At 22.7% G+C, this 17,801-nt stretch carries 15 protein-coding genes; 2 read left to right on the forward strand and 13 right to left on the reverse strand.

All coding sequences use genetic code 11. The features are described from left to right. Positions 1 to 270: 270 nt before the first annotated feature. The 5 genes from BGI41_RS01690 to mtxX form a co-directional block, all read right to left on the reverse strand. A complete protein-coding gene (locus BGI41_RS01690; protein ID WP_088538518.1) occupies positions 271 to 888 on the reverse strand; it encodes a flavodoxin family protein in 618 nt (205 codons plus the stop codon). A gap of 207 nt (positions 889 to 1,095) precedes the next feature. Next, positions 1,096 to 2,412, reverse strand: coding sequence for an aspartate--tRNA(Asn) ligase (aspS, locus tag BGI41_RS01695; RefSeq protein ID WP_088538519.1), 1,317 nt, complete (start codon positions 2,410 to 2,412; stop codon positions 1,096 to 1,098). Positions 2,413 to 2,719: 307 nt separating this feature from the next. Then, complete coding sequence (locus BGI41_RS01700; protein ID WP_088538520.1) at positions 2,720 to 3,484, reverse strand: TatD family hydrolase; 765 nt, start codon at positions 3,482 to 3,484, stop codon at positions 2,720 to 2,722. A gap of 316 nt (positions 3,485 to 3,800) precedes the next feature. After that, a complete protein-coding gene (gene uppS / locus BGI41_RS01705; protein WP_088538521.1) occupies positions 3,801 to 4,565 on the reverse strand; it encodes a polyprenyl diphosphate synthase in 765 nt (254 codons plus the stop codon). 274 nt (positions 4,566 to 4,839) lie between these two features. Then, a complete protein-coding gene (gene mtxX, locus BGI41_RS01710; RefSeq protein WP_088538522.1) occupies positions 4,840 to 5,598 on the reverse strand; it encodes a methanogenesis marker protein Mmp4/MtxX in 759 nt (252 codons plus the stop codon). 485 nt (positions 5,599 to 6,083) lie between these two features. On the opposite strand from mtxX, the gene BGI41_RS01715 reads away from it, so the two are divergent. Beyond that, the gene (locus BGI41_RS01715; RefSeq protein ID WP_088538523.1) at positions 6,084 to 6,812 is read left to right on the forward strand and encodes a DUF4012 domain-containing protein; all 729 of its coding nucleotides are present in this window, start codon (positions 6,084 to 6,086) and stop codon (positions 6,810 to 6,812) included. A gap of 458 nt (positions 6,813 to 7,270) precedes the next feature. Here the strand turns inward: BGI41_RS01715 and hemL are convergent, their stop codons facing one another. Both hemL and BGI41_RS01725 read right to left on the reverse strand, forming a co-directional pair. Beyond that, positions 7,271 to 8,539, reverse strand: a complete 1,269-nt coding sequence (gene hemL, locus BGI41_RS01720) for a glutamate-1-semialdehyde 2,1-aminomutase (RefSeq protein ID WP_088538524.1) — start codon at positions 8,537 to 8,539, stop codon at positions 7,271 to 7,273. Positions 8,540 to 8,664: 125 nt separating this feature from the next. Further along, positions 8,665 to 9,312 carry a cobalt-precorrin-8 methylmutase gene (locus tag BGI41_RS01725; protein ID WP_088538525.1) on the reverse strand — a complete coding sequence of 216 codons (648 nt, stop codon included), beginning with the start codon at positions 9,310 to 9,312 and terminating at the stop codon, positions 8,665 to 8,667. A gap of 309 nt (positions 9,313 to 9,621) precedes the next feature. Between BGI41_RS01725 and BGI41_RS01730 the strand changes: the two genes are divergently transcribed. Further along, positions 9,622 to 9,867, forward strand: a complete 246-nt coding sequence (locus BGI41_RS01730) for a DUF5654 family protein (RefSeq protein WP_088538526.1) — start codon at positions 9,622 to 9,624, stop codon at positions 9,865 to 9,867. 221 nt (positions 9,868 to 10,088) lie between these two features. On the opposite strand, the gene BGI41_RS01735 is transcribed toward BGI41_RS01730, so the two are convergent. The 6 genes from BGI41_RS01735 to BGI41_RS08365 all read right to left on the reverse strand — a co-directional run bounded on the left by BGI41_RS01735 (position 10,089) and on the right by BGI41_RS08365 (position 17,607). After that, complete coding sequence (locus BGI41_RS01735; RefSeq protein WP_088538527.1) at positions 10,089 to 11,354, reverse strand: NAD(P)/FAD-dependent oxidoreductase; 1,266 nt, start codon at positions 11,352 to 11,354, stop codon at positions 10,089 to 10,091. A 508-nt stretch (positions 11,355 to 11,862) separates the two neighbouring features. After that, entirely contained in the window at positions 11,863 to 13,308 is a 1,446-nt protein-coding gene (locus BGI41_RS01740; protein WP_088538528.1) for a tetratricopeptide repeat protein, read from the reverse strand. A gap of 392 nt (positions 13,309 to 13,700) precedes the next feature. Then, a complete protein-coding gene (locus BGI41_RS01745) occupies positions 13,701 to 14,900 on the reverse strand; it encodes a tetratricopeptide repeat protein (protein ID WP_088538529.1) in 1,200 nt (399 codons plus the stop codon). A gap of 174 nt (positions 14,901 to 15,074) precedes the next feature. Further along, positions 15,075 to 16,238 (reverse strand): M48 family metallopeptidase, encoded by a 1,164-nt coding sequence (locus tag BGI41_RS01750; protein ID WP_088538530.1) that lies wholly within the window; start codon positions 16,236 to 16,238, stop codon positions 15,075 to 15,077. Between the two features lie 152 nt (positions 16,239 to 16,390). Next, on the reverse strand, positions 16,391 to 17,275 hold the full coding sequence (locus BGI41_RS01755; RefSeq protein WP_088538531.1) for a M48 family metallopeptidase: 885 nt from the start codon (positions 17,273 to 17,275) through the stop codon (positions 16,391 to 16,393). A 179-nt stretch (positions 17,276 to 17,454) separates the two neighbouring features. Then, on the reverse strand, positions 17,455 to 17,607 hold the full coding sequence (locus tag BGI41_RS08365) for a hypothetical protein (protein WP_158211957.1): 153 nt from the start codon (positions 17,605 to 17,607) through the stop codon (positions 17,455 to 17,457). Positions 17,608 to 17,801 lie beyond the last annotated feature (194 nt).

The raw sequence follows: 17,801 nt of genomic DNA on the forward strand, positions 1-17,801 counted from the left end.
TTCAAAAACTAAAAAAAAACTAATTCGAAAAAAATAATATAAATAAAAAAAATAAACTTAATAAAAAAAACTAATTCTAAAATTAAATAATAAAAATTATGTAAAAACCATTTTTTAATAATTAAAAAAACTACTTTCATATTAACTATTTTTCTAAAAAAATATTTTTATAAAACGTTTACTAATTAATTATTTTTACTATAAAAAGATTAAAAATAGCTTTAATTATTAAATAAATTAAAATAATAAAATAAGAAAATAAAAAAAAGACTATTTCATAGGTCTTATGAAATTAGTAAATATTTGATCTTCTAATTCTGGAGTATCTTCATGACTAATTGATTTTAACATCCAAGCCATATTTTTTGCTAATGTTCTCATAATTTGAACTCCTTCTTTATCTAATCTTACTTCTTCAGGGGTATTACCATGAACACCATTCCAATATTGGCTACTTACAACAGGCATATTGGAAATTGTAAAGTATTTATTTAATCTATCAAAACTAGCAGTAGATCCTCCACGTCTACAACTTACAATAGATGCAGCAGGTTTAAATGCAAATCTTTTACCATTATTATAGAATACTCTATCAAGTATTGCACAAAGTGCACCATTAGGACTTGCAAAGTATACAGGAGAACCTATAATAACACCATCAGTATCAATTATTTCTTTTATTAAGTCATTTGCACAATCATCAGTAAAGACACAAAAACTATCATCTACACATTTATTACATGCAACACAACCACGTACTCTTCTATTACCTATCCAGAATATCTCACTATCAACATCATTTTTTGCTAGCTCTTCTTTAATAATAGATAATGCTTCATTAGTACATCCATCTCTATGTGGACTTCCATTTACAAGTAAAACTTTCATATTATCATCTCTAAATATTTTCTAAATTATATATTAATATATATAAATATATTGTTTTATACTTTTAAAAATATATTATAATTATTTTTATAAAAAATATTATAAAAAATTAAAACACAAAAAACAAGAGAAAATTTACATAAAAAAAGAAAAAACACAAAAATAATAAAAAATAAAATAAAAAAAGTAAAACCTTAGGTATTAAACCTAAGGAGTTAATCGATGTCTGTCTCTTGGGAAGAGAACAGTTTCCCTAATGTTTTCAACACCAGTTAAGACCATGTTGACCCTATCAGCACCAAGACCCCAACCTGCATGAGGTGGCATACCATATTTAAATGCTTTAAGATAAGCAGCAAAAGATTCAGGTGATAAATCTTTTTCAATTAATTGGTTTAATACAAGGTCATATTGGTGAATACGTGTAGCTCCTGAAGATAATTCAAGATTTTTATACATTAAATCAAAAGCATGAGATTTTTCAGGATTATTCTCATAAGGCATTACATAGAATGGTTTAATAGCAGTAGGCCATCCGGTTAAGAAGTAGAAATCACCCATTGCTTCATCTAAAGCTTTTTCTCCTTCACGAGATAAATCTTCACCATATTCCATTTCAACGCCTGCTTCATTAACAAGATCTACAGCATTATCATAATCAATTCTTTCGAATTTTTTAGGAACTTCAATACTATGTTCAAGTAATTCTAATTCATCAGCACAGTTATCATTAATATCAGTAATTACTTTAACTAATAATTCATTTAAGATTTTCATGACATCTTCATCATCCATAAATGAAGCTTCCATATCGATAGAAATAGCTTCATTTAAGTGTCTTAAAGTATCATGTTCTTCTGCCCTAAAGATTTGACCAATTTCAAATACTTTATCGAATCCTGCAGACATCATCATCTGTTTATATAATTGAGGAGATTGTCCAAGGAAAGCTTCCCTTTCAAAGTAAGTAATTGGGAAAAGTTCAGTTCCACCTTCAGTAGCTGAAGCTACAAGTTTAGGAGTTTGAATTTCAATAACATCATGATCATAGAAGTATTCACGTGCAGATTTATAGAATTGATTTTTAACTTTAAAAATTGCACTTACTCCAGGTTTTCTTAAATCTAAAAATCTTGAGTTTAACCTAGTATCCATTTCAGCTTTAACTTTTTCTGTTGGATCTAATGGTAATGGTTGATTAGCCATGTTTAAAACAGTAATTTCAGATGGAATGATTTCAACACCATTAGGTGCTTTTCCAGAAGATTGAACTTTACCTTTAACAGCAACAACAGATTCTTTTCTAAGTTCCCTAATATCTTCTAAAATTTCAGGTGATACTTTTTTACTTGGTGCAGTAACTTGTATCAATCCTTTAAAATCTCTAATAAGTAGAAATATAATTCCACCTAAATCACGAATTTCGTGAACCCATCCCATAATAGTTACTTCTTGGTCAATAACATCTTCATTAACCTCAGAAGTATAATGAGTTCTCCTTAAATCTCTTAATAAGTATTCCACTTAATTCACCTCATAATATAAAAAAAATAATAAGAATAATATAATTCAATAAAAATTATCTTTAAATAAGCTATTTAAAAACTATTTTTAAAAAATAGATTTAATGAATTATTTCATACATATATAATATTAATTCTTTTAATTTATAAACTTTTAATTAAATAAATATAGAATTAAAAGATTTTAAAAAATATAATATTAAAAAAAGTCAAATATAGAAAATCTAAAAAATAGAATTTATTTAAATAAATCCTGAATTAAATAAGTATTTAAAAAATTTAAATTAAAATAATAAAAAGAATTTTAATTATTTAAGACCAAAAACTTTTTTTGCATTATAAGTAGTAATTTCATCTACATAATCATATGGAACATTTTTAATTTCACAAATTTTTTTAACACCTCTAACTACAAATGCAGGTTCATTTCTTTCTTCCTTAGTTAAAGCAAGATAAGGACTATCAGTTTCAGTTACAATATGTTCCACTGGAATATGTTTTATTAATTCTTGATGATGTTTAGAATAACAAACCATAGTTGAAAAACTCATAAAATAATTATCATGTTGCATAATACGTTTTGCAGTTTTTAAACTACCACTAAAACAATGAAATATTACATAAGGAATATTCTCATAATCATTTACAATATTTAATGCTTTTTTATCACAATTTCTTGCATGAATAAGTAAAGGTTTTTCATATTTATTAGCTATTTCAACAAAACCTGTAAAAACTTTTTTTTGTTTTTCCCTTAAAACTTTATCTTTAACAAAAAAATAATCCATACCAACTTCACCAATTGCAAGATAATCATCTAAATGATTAATTATATAATCATAAGCAGCATTAACCTCTTCTTTACTTCTTTTCTCAGATGCAACTGGATAATATCCATAAGTAGGATATAAAAAATTAGAATATTTTTTTGATAATTCAACAACCTTTTTATTACTAACAGGATTAGTTCCAGAATCAATTACATAATCAAGTACTTGTTTCGCTCTATTAATAACCTCATCACGGTCTTTATCATATTCCTCAAAATCTACATGACAATGTGTATCAATCATAAAAAATCACCTGTAATAATATTATTAAACTTGTTGAAAGATTATATATCCTTTTAAAATAAGTATTTAAGCTTATTATATTTTTCAACTAAGTTCTACTTATAAAAAAATTATATTTAATTTATAATATTTAAATACTTAGTTAAAATTATAAAAAATAAATACTGGAATTAAAAACTAGAATAATAAAAAAATAGTAATTAAAATAATAAAAATTCAATAAAATAAAAAAACACTAAAAATAAAACAAAAAAACATTATAAAAATAAAAAAACAGCATAAAATTAAAAAAAATAAAAAAAAAAATAAAAAATATTTATGTACCAAAACGTCTATCTCTTGATTGATAATCACGTATAGCCCTTAAAAAGTCAGTCTTTCTAAACTCAGGCCATAAACTATCACAGAAATACAGTTCAGAATAGGAAGATTGCCATAATAAGAAACCACTTAATCTTTCCTCACCACTAGTACGTATAATAAGATTTGGATCTTCTAAACCAGCAGTATAAAGATTTTTACTAATTAAATCTTCATCAACATCATCAATACTAATATTACCTGCTTCAATATCTTTATATATTTTTTTAACAGCATCAACGATTTCAAGTCTTCCATCATAACCGATTGCAAGATTAAATAATCTATCAGTATAATCTTTAGTTGATTCCTCTGCTTCATTAATAGCTTCTTTTACTTTATCAGGCAATAAATCAGTTCTTCCAACAACTTGAACTTTAATATGATATTTATGTATTTTTTCATGAGTAACTAAATGTTTAAAATTTTTAACAAAAAGATCCATTAAACCTTCTACTTCATGTTCAGGTCTATTGAAATTTTCTGTAGAAAAAGCATAAACAGTAATGATTTTAATACCTAAATCAATACTCCAATCTAATAGCTTTTCTAAAGTACCTACCCCTCTTTCATGACCCTTAACAACATCCATGTTTCCTTGTATTTTACTATATCTACGATTACCATCCATAATAATAGCAATATGTTTAGGCATGTTATTTGGATCTAAATGTCTCATAAGATACCATTCATATATGTCATAAATAAATTTAGCAACCATATTAATTCCTTTTTAAAACCTATTGAAAGTATTAAATAAAAACTTAAAATATAAATTAAAATCCATTAAATGTTTAAAAAATATTAATACTTATTTTATAAGATTTTAGAAAAAATCTAAAATATATAATTATTATAATATTTGTTTCTTATTTTATAATATACTTATCTATTAAGATTAAAAAACAAAAAGATATAAGCTAGTTATTAAATTTTTAAAAAAATATTTGAATAAAAAAAAGTGTTAAAAATAAAAATAATTAGAATATAAGTAATTATTTATTAGTATTTTTAAGACAAGCTAAACGATATGCTAATTCAAGACTTCTAAGATAACCTTCAACTGTTTGATCACGACTAGTATCAATATAAACATTATCAATACCTAAAGTTACACCACCATAACTTGGCCATTTACATAATAAAACTAAAATTCTAAATATATAATTACCAATAATCCCATTAGGTGCAATTATAATATTATTTTTATCATTAATTGCTTGTTCAATTAAAATATTATAATTTTTAATAGAATAATTAATATCTTTAAAGTCAATATCATTAGAAAATTCATTGGAAAGAACATCATAAAGTTTTGAACTTTCATTAAGCATATTATCTATTTCTTTAGTTCTACCATAATCATCAGATCTTCCACCAGATAAAATAGCTATTTTTGGTGAAAGATTAAGTTTTAAAATAAATTTACTTGCTTGTTTTGCTAAAACTACTTTATCCTCAATAGTTTTTCCTTCATCAATTCCTACTGGCAAAATTAAAAATTCATACTCCTCAGAATGAATAAAAGTTCCTCTGTTTATTTTATTAGAACTTTTATTTTTAAGACTTTTAATTACACCAGATGCAGAAAGTGATCCACGAACTACACCATCAATATTTTTATCATAAATTGCAGAAATAAGTTCTTCATTAGTATTAACAAGATTTATTTCAATATCACTTTTTTTATTTAAAATAGAACATGCTTTAGCAATATTCTTATTTTTTCCAATACCTGCTGTAATTTTTATCATTATATTTAGATTAATTTTAAAATTAATAAATTTAATTATTAAAAAAATATGTTTAAAAATTTTTAAATAAATTAAATATTATATAAACAATTTAATGATTTATTATAAAAAAATCAAAAAATTTAATTATAATAAAAATACATAATAATACATAATATAATTTAATAAAATATATTAAATTATATAAAAAAATCTTTAAAATATAATTTTAATGATTTTAAACTAAAAAATAGAAAAATATATTTAAAACTTAAATTTTAAATAAATTAAAAAAAGTAATTAATAAATTATTCTAATTGATTAAATTTTAAACTAATATATTAATTCAAGGATAATTTATAAACAAGCAATAATATTTATATCAAATAAAAAATATAGAATAATAAAGATTTAATTTATTTACTAATAAATGGAATTTTTTAATTAAAAAATTATATTTTGTTGTATAATAACTTTGAGTCAACAAAAATTTTTAAGTGAGAAATATGAGAAGAACTAAAAAACTAATTATTGCAATATTAGTTGTAATACTAGTTGGTATGATTGCAGTACTAGTCGGTACAGTCTTCTTTGGAGGAGGACAACCTTCTGGTGAACTAGCACAAGGTGATAAAAATATTCTCATTTGTGCTATTGATGAAGGTGAAAAACGTCCAGGAATGGGAGCATGTGATATGGCATTTATTGTCCATTTACAAAATGGAACTGTCAAAAATTATACTCCTGTCTATCCTCATGGTATGACTCACCCAACTAAAGCCGAACCTGCTGAAGCACAAGCTCAAGGTGCAGGACCTAAAATGTTGCTTCATGATTCATTCTGGTATAATGATACAACAGAATCAATGGAAAATGCAAAAGAAATTGTAGAATATAACACTCATGTTAATATTGATGCAGTAGTAGCAGTTAATACAGAAGCAATGAATGCAATCATGAATTCTGCAGGTCCTTTATATGTTGATGGTAAACAAGTAAATGCAAGTTCAATTGATATTGTTCGTGAAGAACAATATAATGCTAAAAATACAAGAGGTAATTCTGTATTAATGTTAACCAAAGCATTAGCAAATGCTACTAAAGACCCAGGTAAAAAAGCTACAATGATTCAAACTGCACTCGACCAATATTCAAAAGGAAATATTGTAATGACTCCAAAAGGAGACTTTGTAGGATTATTATCTACTAAAGGATTTGGATCATTATTTGGATAAAATAAGTTAAATTTTAACTTTTTTTATCCTATAAAATTTATTAAACTATTTTTTAAACTTTAAATTACTAATCTTATATACTATAACTACTTTCAACAACTTTAACTTAAAAATATACTACTTTTATACACAATATAATTAATTTAACAACTTTAACTTAAAAATATACTACTTTTATATAAAAAACTAATTTTATACAATATTAAATTTATTAAACTTTTAATAACTAATTTTAATAATAAATATATACAATAATAATCTTAATATACAATAATAATCTTAAAAATTAAAAAACAATTAAAAACTAATTATCATAAGAAAAATAGATAAATATAACCTTAAAAATAAAAAAAACGATTAAAAACTAATTTTTATAACAAATTTACTTAATTATAATCCCTAAAAATTAGACATATTAAAAACTAATTTGTAAAAAAAATAAAAAAAAGAGAAAAAATTTAATCTAATTCATATGCAACTTTAAGAGCATTTTCAATTGCATCAGCAGTTTTTTCTAAATCTTGATCAGTGTGTTTAATTGAAATAAAGTTACATTCAAATTGACTAGGTGGTATAAAGACATTTTGTTTAAGTAATTCTTTAAAGTATACATTGAAATGTTTAGTATCTGATTTTTGAGCATCAACATAATTATGAACTTCATTAGGATTAAAGTAAACTTGGAACATAGAACCTATACCAACAGGTTGAACATTAAGATTTAAATCTTCAACAGTATCAGAAATTGACTCCCTTAAATCTTGACTTTTAGTATTAATATCATTATAAAAATCATAATCTAATTGTTTCATAGTAGCGATTCCAGCAGCCATACTTACTGGATTACCACTAAGAGTTCCTGCCTGATAAATTGGTCCAGATGGAGCGAACATTTCCATAATATCACGACGTCCTGCAATTGCACCAATTGGGAATCCTCCTGCTAAAATTTTAGCAAAAGTTGCAAGATCTGGTTTAATATTAAAGTATTCTTGAGCTCCTCCACGAGCTATCCTAAAACCAGTAATAACTTCATCAAAAATTAATAAAATACCTTTTTCTCTTGTAATTTCACGAACAAATTCAAGGAAACCTTCATCAGGTACAACACAACCAATATTTCCCATTACTGGTTCAATAATAACTGCTGCAATATCATCATCATTTTTCATAATTAAATCAGTTAAAGCATCTTCATCATTATATGGACATGATAAAGTATTAAGAGTTGTTTCTTCAGGAATTCCAAGAGAATCAGGTTTACATGCTCCTCCAGAACCAGATTTTACAAGTACATAATCATGTGCTCCATGATATGCCCCTTCAAATTTAATAATTTTATTTTTACCAGTGAAACCTCTTGCAAGTCTTATTGCACTCATTGTAGCTTCTGTTCCAGAATTACAAAATCTTACCATTTCAGCACAAGGTACCCTATCAATTACTTCACGAGCAAGTTCAATTTCTTTTTCATGAGGTGCTCCAAAATCATTACCTAATTTTAATTGTTGTACTACTGCATGATTTAAAACATTATTTGCATGACCAAGAATTAATGGGCCATAAGCAAGACAATGATCAATATAAGCATTTCCTTCTTCATCATATATTTTTGATCCATGTCCTTTTTTTACAAAGAATGGATATGGTTCATATGCTCTTACTGGTGAATTTACTCCCCCAGGCATACATTTTTTAGCTAATTCATATAATTCTTTTGAATTCATTTATATCACATTCAGTTATTTCTTATACATAAATTTAATAATTTTTAATCTAAAAAAAAAAAATAAACTTAAATAAATCTAAAATTTTAATAAATTCTTAATCTAAAAAAATAAACTTAATTAATTTAATCTTTTAATTGATAATAATTTTCATTTTTCATAGTTGAAATTAAACTATTAACACATGCTACAGCAACAGGTGTTCCTCCTTTAGGACCCCTAGTTATAACATGAGGAATATCAGTTTTTGAAAGAGCATCTTTTGAATCTGCAGCTTTTACAAAACCTACAGGAACTCCAATTATTGATTTCGCATTTAATTCTCCATTTTCAACAAGTTCAATTGATTTAAAAAGAGAAGTTGGTGCATTACCAATAACAATTATTCCTTCAAAACCTTCATTAGCAGCATATTCCATTGCAGCTGCTGCTCTTGTAATCTGTTTATTCTTTGCATATTCTCTTACATTATCATCTTTAATATATGAGTAAACATTACCATCATATTGAGTAATACCTACTTTAACCATATTAATATCAGTAAGTATATCTTCATTATTTTGAAGTGCTTTAATACTTACATCAACAAAATCAGGGCTAATTGAAATAAGTTTACTATACTCTGGATCAGCAGTTGAATGAACTACACGTTCAACAATATCTCTTTCAGCAGGAGACATATCTTTTGTATCATCACCAATAAGTGAACGGATAATTTCCCTACTTTTTGTTGCAATATCCATACCTTGTTCTGTAGATGCTCCCATAAACATTTTTTATCACATCTTTATTTAATATTAAATAATAATTTACAATACTATAGTATATATTTATTTAATAATTAATATTTAAGATTAAAGTATATCTTTATAAATATACAGAATATGATAAAAATTAATATATATTATAAAATATAAATTAATTATAAGTAATTTTTAAATTTTTAGATGAATAAGTGAACTATTTTTAAAAAATTAATAAAATATTAAAATTTAACTAAATTTAATATAATTAATAAAATTTTAAAAAATAGGAATATGAATAAAATTTCAATTACTTTAAATATATAGGAGAGAGAATATATGTCTAATGTAGGAAAAGAAGTTCTTAAAACAATGATTACTTTAATAACCACTGCATTTGCATTAATTGCAGGTTTAGCATGGAACAGTGCTATTTCTAAATTAATTCAAACATTTATGCCTGCAGGAAGCGAACTTAATGGTTTGATTTTTTATGCAGTAGCAGTAACAATTATTGCAGTAGTCGTAACATTATTACTTGGTAGAATGGCTGGTAAAATGGGTGTAGAAATAGATAATGATTAAATTCATTATCTATTTAAATTTTTTTTAAAAAAAAACTATTAACAAAGACTAAAAAAACTAATTTTTACTAAAAAAATAAATTTAAAAAAATTAAAAAGTAAAAAAAAAACTAATTTTTATTAAAAAACTACTATAAAAAACTAATTCTTAATTAAAAAAATAAAAAAACTAATTTTTATTAAAAAACTACTATAAAAAACTAATTTTAAAAAATAAAATAATTAATTATTAAGTGAATTACTTGCAGATTCACCTGCTAAACTACCAGTAGTAAATGCTATTTGCAAATTATAACCACCAGTAGGACCACAAATATCTAAAAGTTCACCAGTAAAATATAATCCTTGAATTAATTTAGATTCCATAGTTTTCGGATTTATTTCATTTAAAGAAACCCCACCAACAGTTATAAATCCTGCTTTATCTATAATACCATCAATTTCTATTGGAAAATGTTTAAGATTCTCAATTATTTTATTACGACTTGTTTTTTTAAGATTATTCATTCTAATATCTAATTCAACACCAATTTTATTTAAAAAATAAAATGTAAATTTATTTGGTAAATACTTTCTAAGATAATTATGGACTTCTTTATTTGTTTTTGAAGCTTTAATAATATCATCTTTAATTTCTTCTCTATTTAATTGAGAAACAAAATCAATAAATATAGTTTCTTTTTTAAAATTCCTCTTATTTTCTAATAAATCATAATCTTCTAATTTTATAAATTTCCTACTTATATTTATTATAACAGATCCTGTAACACCATTATTAGATATTAATAAATCCCCATTCTCTTCAATAGTTTTATTATTATATTTAAATGAAACTTTAATATTTTTAAAACTTAAACCACTAAGAGAAGTTAAATTTGAATCATTTATTATAAATGGAAATAGACCTGGTTTAATTGTTTCTATAGAATGACCTAATTTTTTAGCAATTCTAAATCCATCTCCAGTTGAACCTGTATTTTGATAAGTTATTCCACCAGTAGAAATAATTAATTTTCTTGTAATAAACTCATTTTTATCTGTTTTTATTACAAAACAATCATTATCATTTAAAACATTTAAAACTTCATGATTTAATTTAAGATCAATATTTAAATCTTCAATATATTTATTTAAAATACTAACAACTGATTCTGCACTATCTGTAACTGGGAAAACACGATTATTATCTTCCATTTTAAATTCAAGCCCTTTATTTCTAAAAATATCCAAAAATTCATCATTTTTTAATGAATATAATGCATGTTTAATAAACTTACTTTCCTTTTTATCATATTTTTTAAGTGTTTCACGAATTGGTGCATTATTTGTAATATTACAACGTCCTTGACCAGTAATACTTAATTTTTTACCTATCCTATTATTTTTTTCTAAAATAATAACTTTATTTTTAGAATTAGAACTAGCAGCCTTAATTCCTGCTAAAACTCCACTAGGTCCTCCACCAATTATTGCAATATCATACATCATAAGAATATTTTGAATATTATTATATTAAAATTTTAAGAAAAATGAAAAAATAGAATATACTTTAATTTAAAATTAAAACCTTAAAAAATAAAAACAGTAATAAAAAAATAGAAACTAAACAAATAATAAATCTTAATAAACAAAACCAGGAAAAACAATAAAACCCACTAAAAAAATCAATAGATAATAGAAATTAAAAATCATAAAAAATATAATAAAAAAGAAAAGAGTTTAAAATTTAAGCTCTTTTAATAATCATTTTAACTGCTTTTTTAGCTAATTTTACTTTAATATATTTTTTAACCATTTTCTTAAAACTTATATTTAGCACCTTCTAATTTTAATTATATAAGAATATTTAAAAGTAAAAAATCTAATAAACATTCTTAAATTAGATACTACTACAAAGTAAAATTTTTAACTAGTTAAAAATTAAAACTATTTTTTAATTAAATCCACAAATATAAAATTATTTATTAGATTTTTAACTAAATTTAAAAAGTTTAAATTATTTATTATTGATTTTTTCTTCAACTAAATCTACAACAATTTTAAATAAATCTTCATCATCCTTAAGTTCAGGATGAGCAGCTAATGCTTCTTGATAAGAACCTAAAACTATTTCAGTTGCAGATTGAGAATCATAACCTTCTTTAGATAATAAATCAAATAATCTTTGTTCTTCAGGAGATAATTCAATATTTTCTGTATTTAAATCATTTAAATCAAAAATTTCTTCTGAATCAGAATCATCATCAAAATCCTCAGAATTATCACCAAATACAGGATTACCTTGATAATCTAATTGATTAGGATTTAATTCTTTACATTTTTCTAAAGCTTCATTTGCTTTAGATTCTGAATCAATTTGTGTTAAAAACATGTATCTATCATACCATAAATCAGAATTTTCTGGGAATTTTTTAAGAGCTTTCTGATTTATACCTATTGCACGATTATTATCTCCAGAAGATGCAACTGCAAAGGAATATTGCCTCCATACATCAGAATCTTCATCATTTAAATCAAGAGCATCTTTAAATGTTAATTCAGCGTTTTTAAAGTCTCCTAAATTAAGATAAATAAATCCTTTAAAAGTTACTGCATCTGCATTATCTGGATAAGTTTTAATTACAGTATTAATAGTATCTAATGCATCATCAAAGTTAGCTTGATTAAACAATATTGCAGATTTTAAAAGAAGAGCATCTAAATTAGTATCCTCAATTTTTAATGCTTCATTAATTAAATCTAAAGCTTCATCAAATTTTTGGAATCTTAATGCACCATTTGCTTTATATAAATATCTTTCAATTTCCACTTCTGTAGATTCATCAATTTGTTTATATAAATCTTTTAATAATTCATCAACTTGTTCATCATCTAATTCATCTATATCATAATGGTCATGTTCATGATCATGGTGATCATGATCACATTCAGGACCACAAGCATCTGCATCTTCATCAAATTCAGGTACAATACCTGTTTTTAAATCTTCTGCACTTAAACCAGTTAAACTTTTAATAGCTTTTAAAACTTCAGGATTATTTTCAAGTAATCCATCAACAAATTCCTCAATTTCATCTTGTTTATGTTGAAGATGTAAAATAGAGATTTTAAGAAGATAACCTTCCTCTACATTAGGATCAAGGTCAATGATTTTTTCAGCATATTCTAAAGCTTCATCTAATTCATTAGAACTTGTTAAAATAAATGATTTAATACTTAATGCACTTAAATCAGTTGGATCTTTTTCAATTATAATATCAACAAATTTATTTGCTTTATCAAAATCATCTTTTGCAAGATATAAATCAATCATTGCAGGAATAATTTCATCTTTTTTATAATCATTATTATATAATTCTTCATATATTTCTAAAGCTTCATCTAACTCATGTTTTTCATAATGAGAATTTGCTTCTTCGAATTTTTTTTCAAAGTCAGACATAATAATTTCCTCAAACTTTAAACTATTTAAATAAATTTAATTTTTTTTAAATTTTTAAACTAAGAATAAATCATTAGTTTTTTAAATTTTAATATAACTATATATAGTTAAATTTTTTATAAATAAAACTTTATTTAATATTAATATTTTCTATAGATAAACTTATTTATATAATTTTAAAATAATAATAAAACTTTTATAAAAATTTAATAATATTTTTAAAAATAGTATAAAAAAATAAAAAGTTAACTAAAAACATTATAAAAAGAACTTAAAAATAAATAAAAATAATTAAAAAACAACTTACAAATATTAAAACTAAAAAAAACAAGTAAAAAAAAACAAACATGAAATTAAAAACTAAAAAATAGCTAAAAGTATAAAAAATAAAATTAGAAGAAATTATCTAAGGTTAACTCTTTTGTTTTGTTTAATTTCTTTTTAAAGTCCTCTTCTTCAGTATCTTCAACATTTTCAAAGTCTTCATCATAATTTAAATCAACAAGATTTTCTTCATCATCATAATGTTTATCTTCAGAATCTAAATCATAAATATCATTATCATCTGAATCTTTACTGTCATTATCTTCATAACCTTTTGAACCTACAGTAATATTTGGTTCTAATTCAAGCTCTGCTTCTTCTATATTTACTACACCTGAAGAATAATCTGGATCATCTGCAGTAGATTCAAGAGTATTTATAGTGTTATTTAAATCATCAATTTCTGATTCATCATATCCACCATTAATTAAATAATAACGTCTATCATATAATAAATCTAATTCATTAGGGAATTTTTTAAGAGCTAAATCATTTATTTTTAAAGCTTTTTCTTGATTATTTAAAGAATCAAATATATCAGCATATTGTTGCCAAATTTCATAATCTTCAGGATTAACAGAAATAGCCTTATTAAAAGTAGTATCTGCTAAATCATATTCCTTAAGATTACATAATAAAGTAACTTTCAATTTTAATGCATTAAAACAATTTTCATCTAATTTTAAAATCTTATTAATTATTTCTAAAGATTCTTTATCTTTATTTAATTCATGCAAATATTTTGCTTTAGTATATAAAACATTTATATCTTCTTTTATGCTTAATGATAAATCTAAAAATTTAATAGCTTCATCATAATCTTCAACATTTGCAAGTACTTTAGCTTTTTCAATATTTAATTGAAAATCATCATCTAATTCAGAATCTAATTCAACAAAAATTTTATCAATTTTATTTTTAAGTTTAATATCTTTATTTAAAGATTCATTAGAATTATTTGAAGAAACAGAATCTAAATTATCATCAAAAGAACCAAAATCATCTTCAATATTATTAGAATTCAAATTAATATTATTATCAAAAGAAGTAATATCTTCTTTAGAATTACTTTCTAAAGAATCATTCACAATAATGGAATCTAAATCACAATCAAAAGAACCAGAATCCCCACTAGAAACATAATCTAAATCATTATTATCATCTGAAGAATTATCATCTAAATTAGTACTAAAAGTCAATTGAGTATCATCTTCTTTTTTAGATTTTTTTGAAGATGCTTTATTAAAAATATCATCTAAATTAGACATAATATAAAACTCCAGATTATTTAAAAATAAATTTTTATAATATATAAATAGTTTTAATATTTATTATATAAAATATTTACTAAAAAATACTTAAAAATTAAAATAAAGTATTAAAATTATATAATATCTAAAAATAGCTAAAAAATTAAAAAAAGTAAATAGTATCAAATAGAACTATCTAAAAAAATCATCCAAAGTAGAATTTACAGTATTTTCTATAACTTCATAATCCTCATTATCAATATGATTAAGTGATTTTTTATCATCATCTAAACCATATTCATCAATGAAATGTTTTCTATCTTTATGTAACTCTTGATTTTTAGGAAATCTTGAGATAGCATCATTATTAAGTTCAAAAGCTTTGTTGATTTTATTATTTAATGCAAGAGACATATAATATGTTCTCCAAAGATTTACATTATCTAAATCTAAATCTAAAGCTGTTTTAAAGACCTCTTCTGCATCATCATATTTTTCTAAATCAATATTTACAAGTCCTTTAATAGCAAGTGCTGGAATATTTTTTTTATCAAGTTCTAATACTAAATTAACAGTATTTAATACTTGATTATAATTATATATTTTAAGAAGAACTATTGATTTAAAAATTAATGCTTCTATATTATTTGGATAAAATTCAAGACTCCATTTAATATAATCTAAAGATTTAGAGTAATCTTCAGTATCAAAATATTCTTTAGCTTTTGAAAATAAAGTATTAAACTCTTTATTATTATCTTCCTTATTATCATATACTAAATAATCATATAATGTTAAATCGTCAAGATCATTATAATATAAATCATCAAAGAAATCCCTAAAACGTGAAGATGCTTTCTGATTTTCAAGTTCTTTACATAACTTATCTACAGAGGCTTCTTTATTTGAATTATCATCAAAATAATTAATTTCTTTAAAAATCTCTGGTTTATCTTTTCTAAGAAAATCAATAATTTCTTGTCTTTCAGTGTTTCTTTTAAGAACTTCAAGAATAGATAATTTAAATGAATATGCAATAGTTGAATTACTATCAATCTCAATCATTTTATTACATACAGTTAATGCTTCATGAAAACTTTTATTATTAAATAATACACATACTTTAGCAGAAAGAACATCTAAATCATGAGGAAATTTATCTAAATATAAATCAATATATTTATCTGCCTTATCAAAATCGTGTTTATTAAAAGTAATCCATAAAATTTTTCTAAGAATATCTACTCTTGTTGAATCTTCATTAAAAAGTTTAACATATAAATCCAAAGCTTTATCCACTTTTCCTATATTGTATAAAAGATTTGCATGAGTATAAGTTTCTTTAAAATTTTCCATAAAATTACCCTTCTTAAGTATATGTATAAAAATTATATTATTATATTAGTTAATAAAATTAATAAACTTAAATCTTTATTAATGATTTTAAAAATCATATATAAAATATTAATATTAATATTTAAAATATAAAATATTAATCTACCAAATAGCTACTCTTCATAATGACTAAGAATATTATTCAAATCATCACTAAAATCTTCATTATCTGGAACTGCTTTTAATGCATTTTCATTTTCTTTTAATGCTTTATCAAGATTACCATTTAATAATAATGAATAAACATATAAAACCCATAAATCAGTATTTCCATCATCAATATTTAATGCTTTTTTAAAAGATCTTGATGCATTATTATAATTACCTAAACTTGATTGTATAATAGCTCTTATTGACCATATTTCAAAAGATTTTCTATCAATATCAAGTAAATGATTAATTAAATCAAGCGCATCTTTTTCATCATTTAAATTAAATAAAATTACAGATTTAAAGATTAATAAACTCTTATTATCTTCAGTAATTAAATCTTTATCAATACTAATTTCTAATTCTTCATCAACAGTCATAGATATATCTTGACTATCTAAATCATCATCTAAATCAAGAACTTCTTCACCATCAATTGAATCTAATTTATCTAAATCTTTACTAAGTAAATCATCTACATAATTAAGTGCTGCTTCATAATTTCCTTCATCAATGAAAGAAAATAATTTTAATAAATCTTCATTTTCATCTATAAGATTATAAAGTAATGATTTAAAGAGATTTTGCCTATATTCAACAAATGGATTTACAATATCCTCATATAAAAATGAAAAATCTTCAACTATTTCTTTAGATTTCTCTTTAATTTTAGCTTCTGCCATATTATCAAAATCTCTTAATGTAAGATCATCTCCTTGTTCTTTTAAAAATCCAAGTGAAATGATTAAACGAGCAAAAGTACGAGAATCGAAATTTTTAAGATCTCTAAATAATTTAGTTTTTTCATCATCTTTATTTAAAATATTTAAAATTTTATATTTAAACACATATTCTTTTAAATCTTTTGGATTTAAGTCTATAAGAGTATCAACTACAGTTAATGCTTCTTCATATCTTTTAAGATTTATTAATGCAATAATTTTAGAAAATAAGACATTTACATTTTTATCATTTAAATCTATATAAATATCTGCAAATTTAATTGCTTGATTGAAATCACCTAATTTTATATAAGTTGATACAATATTATTTTATTTATAATTGTTAAATTATTAGGATCTTTATTATATAACCTTAAATAAATCTTTAATGCCTTTGGAAAATCACAATTAGAAAAATAATTATAAGCTTCTTCTAGTTCTTCTTTAAATTCTGCCATAATACTCTTACCCTTAAATATAAATAAAATTTATTAAATTATAATATTTAATTTTTATAATTAATTTAATAAATACTTAATAGTTTATATTTAAATAAAATTTTTAATTTAAAAATACTTAATAAAAATGATTTATGAAAATTAAAACTTAATAAGGAAAATAAAAATATGAAAAATAAACTAAAAACAATTAA

The sequence above is a fragment of the Methanobrevibacter sp. 87.7 genome, assembly GCF_002208625.1.
Taxonomy (GTDB): domain Archaea; phylum Methanobacteriota; class Methanobacteria; order Methanobacteriales; family Methanobacteriaceae; genus Methanarmilla.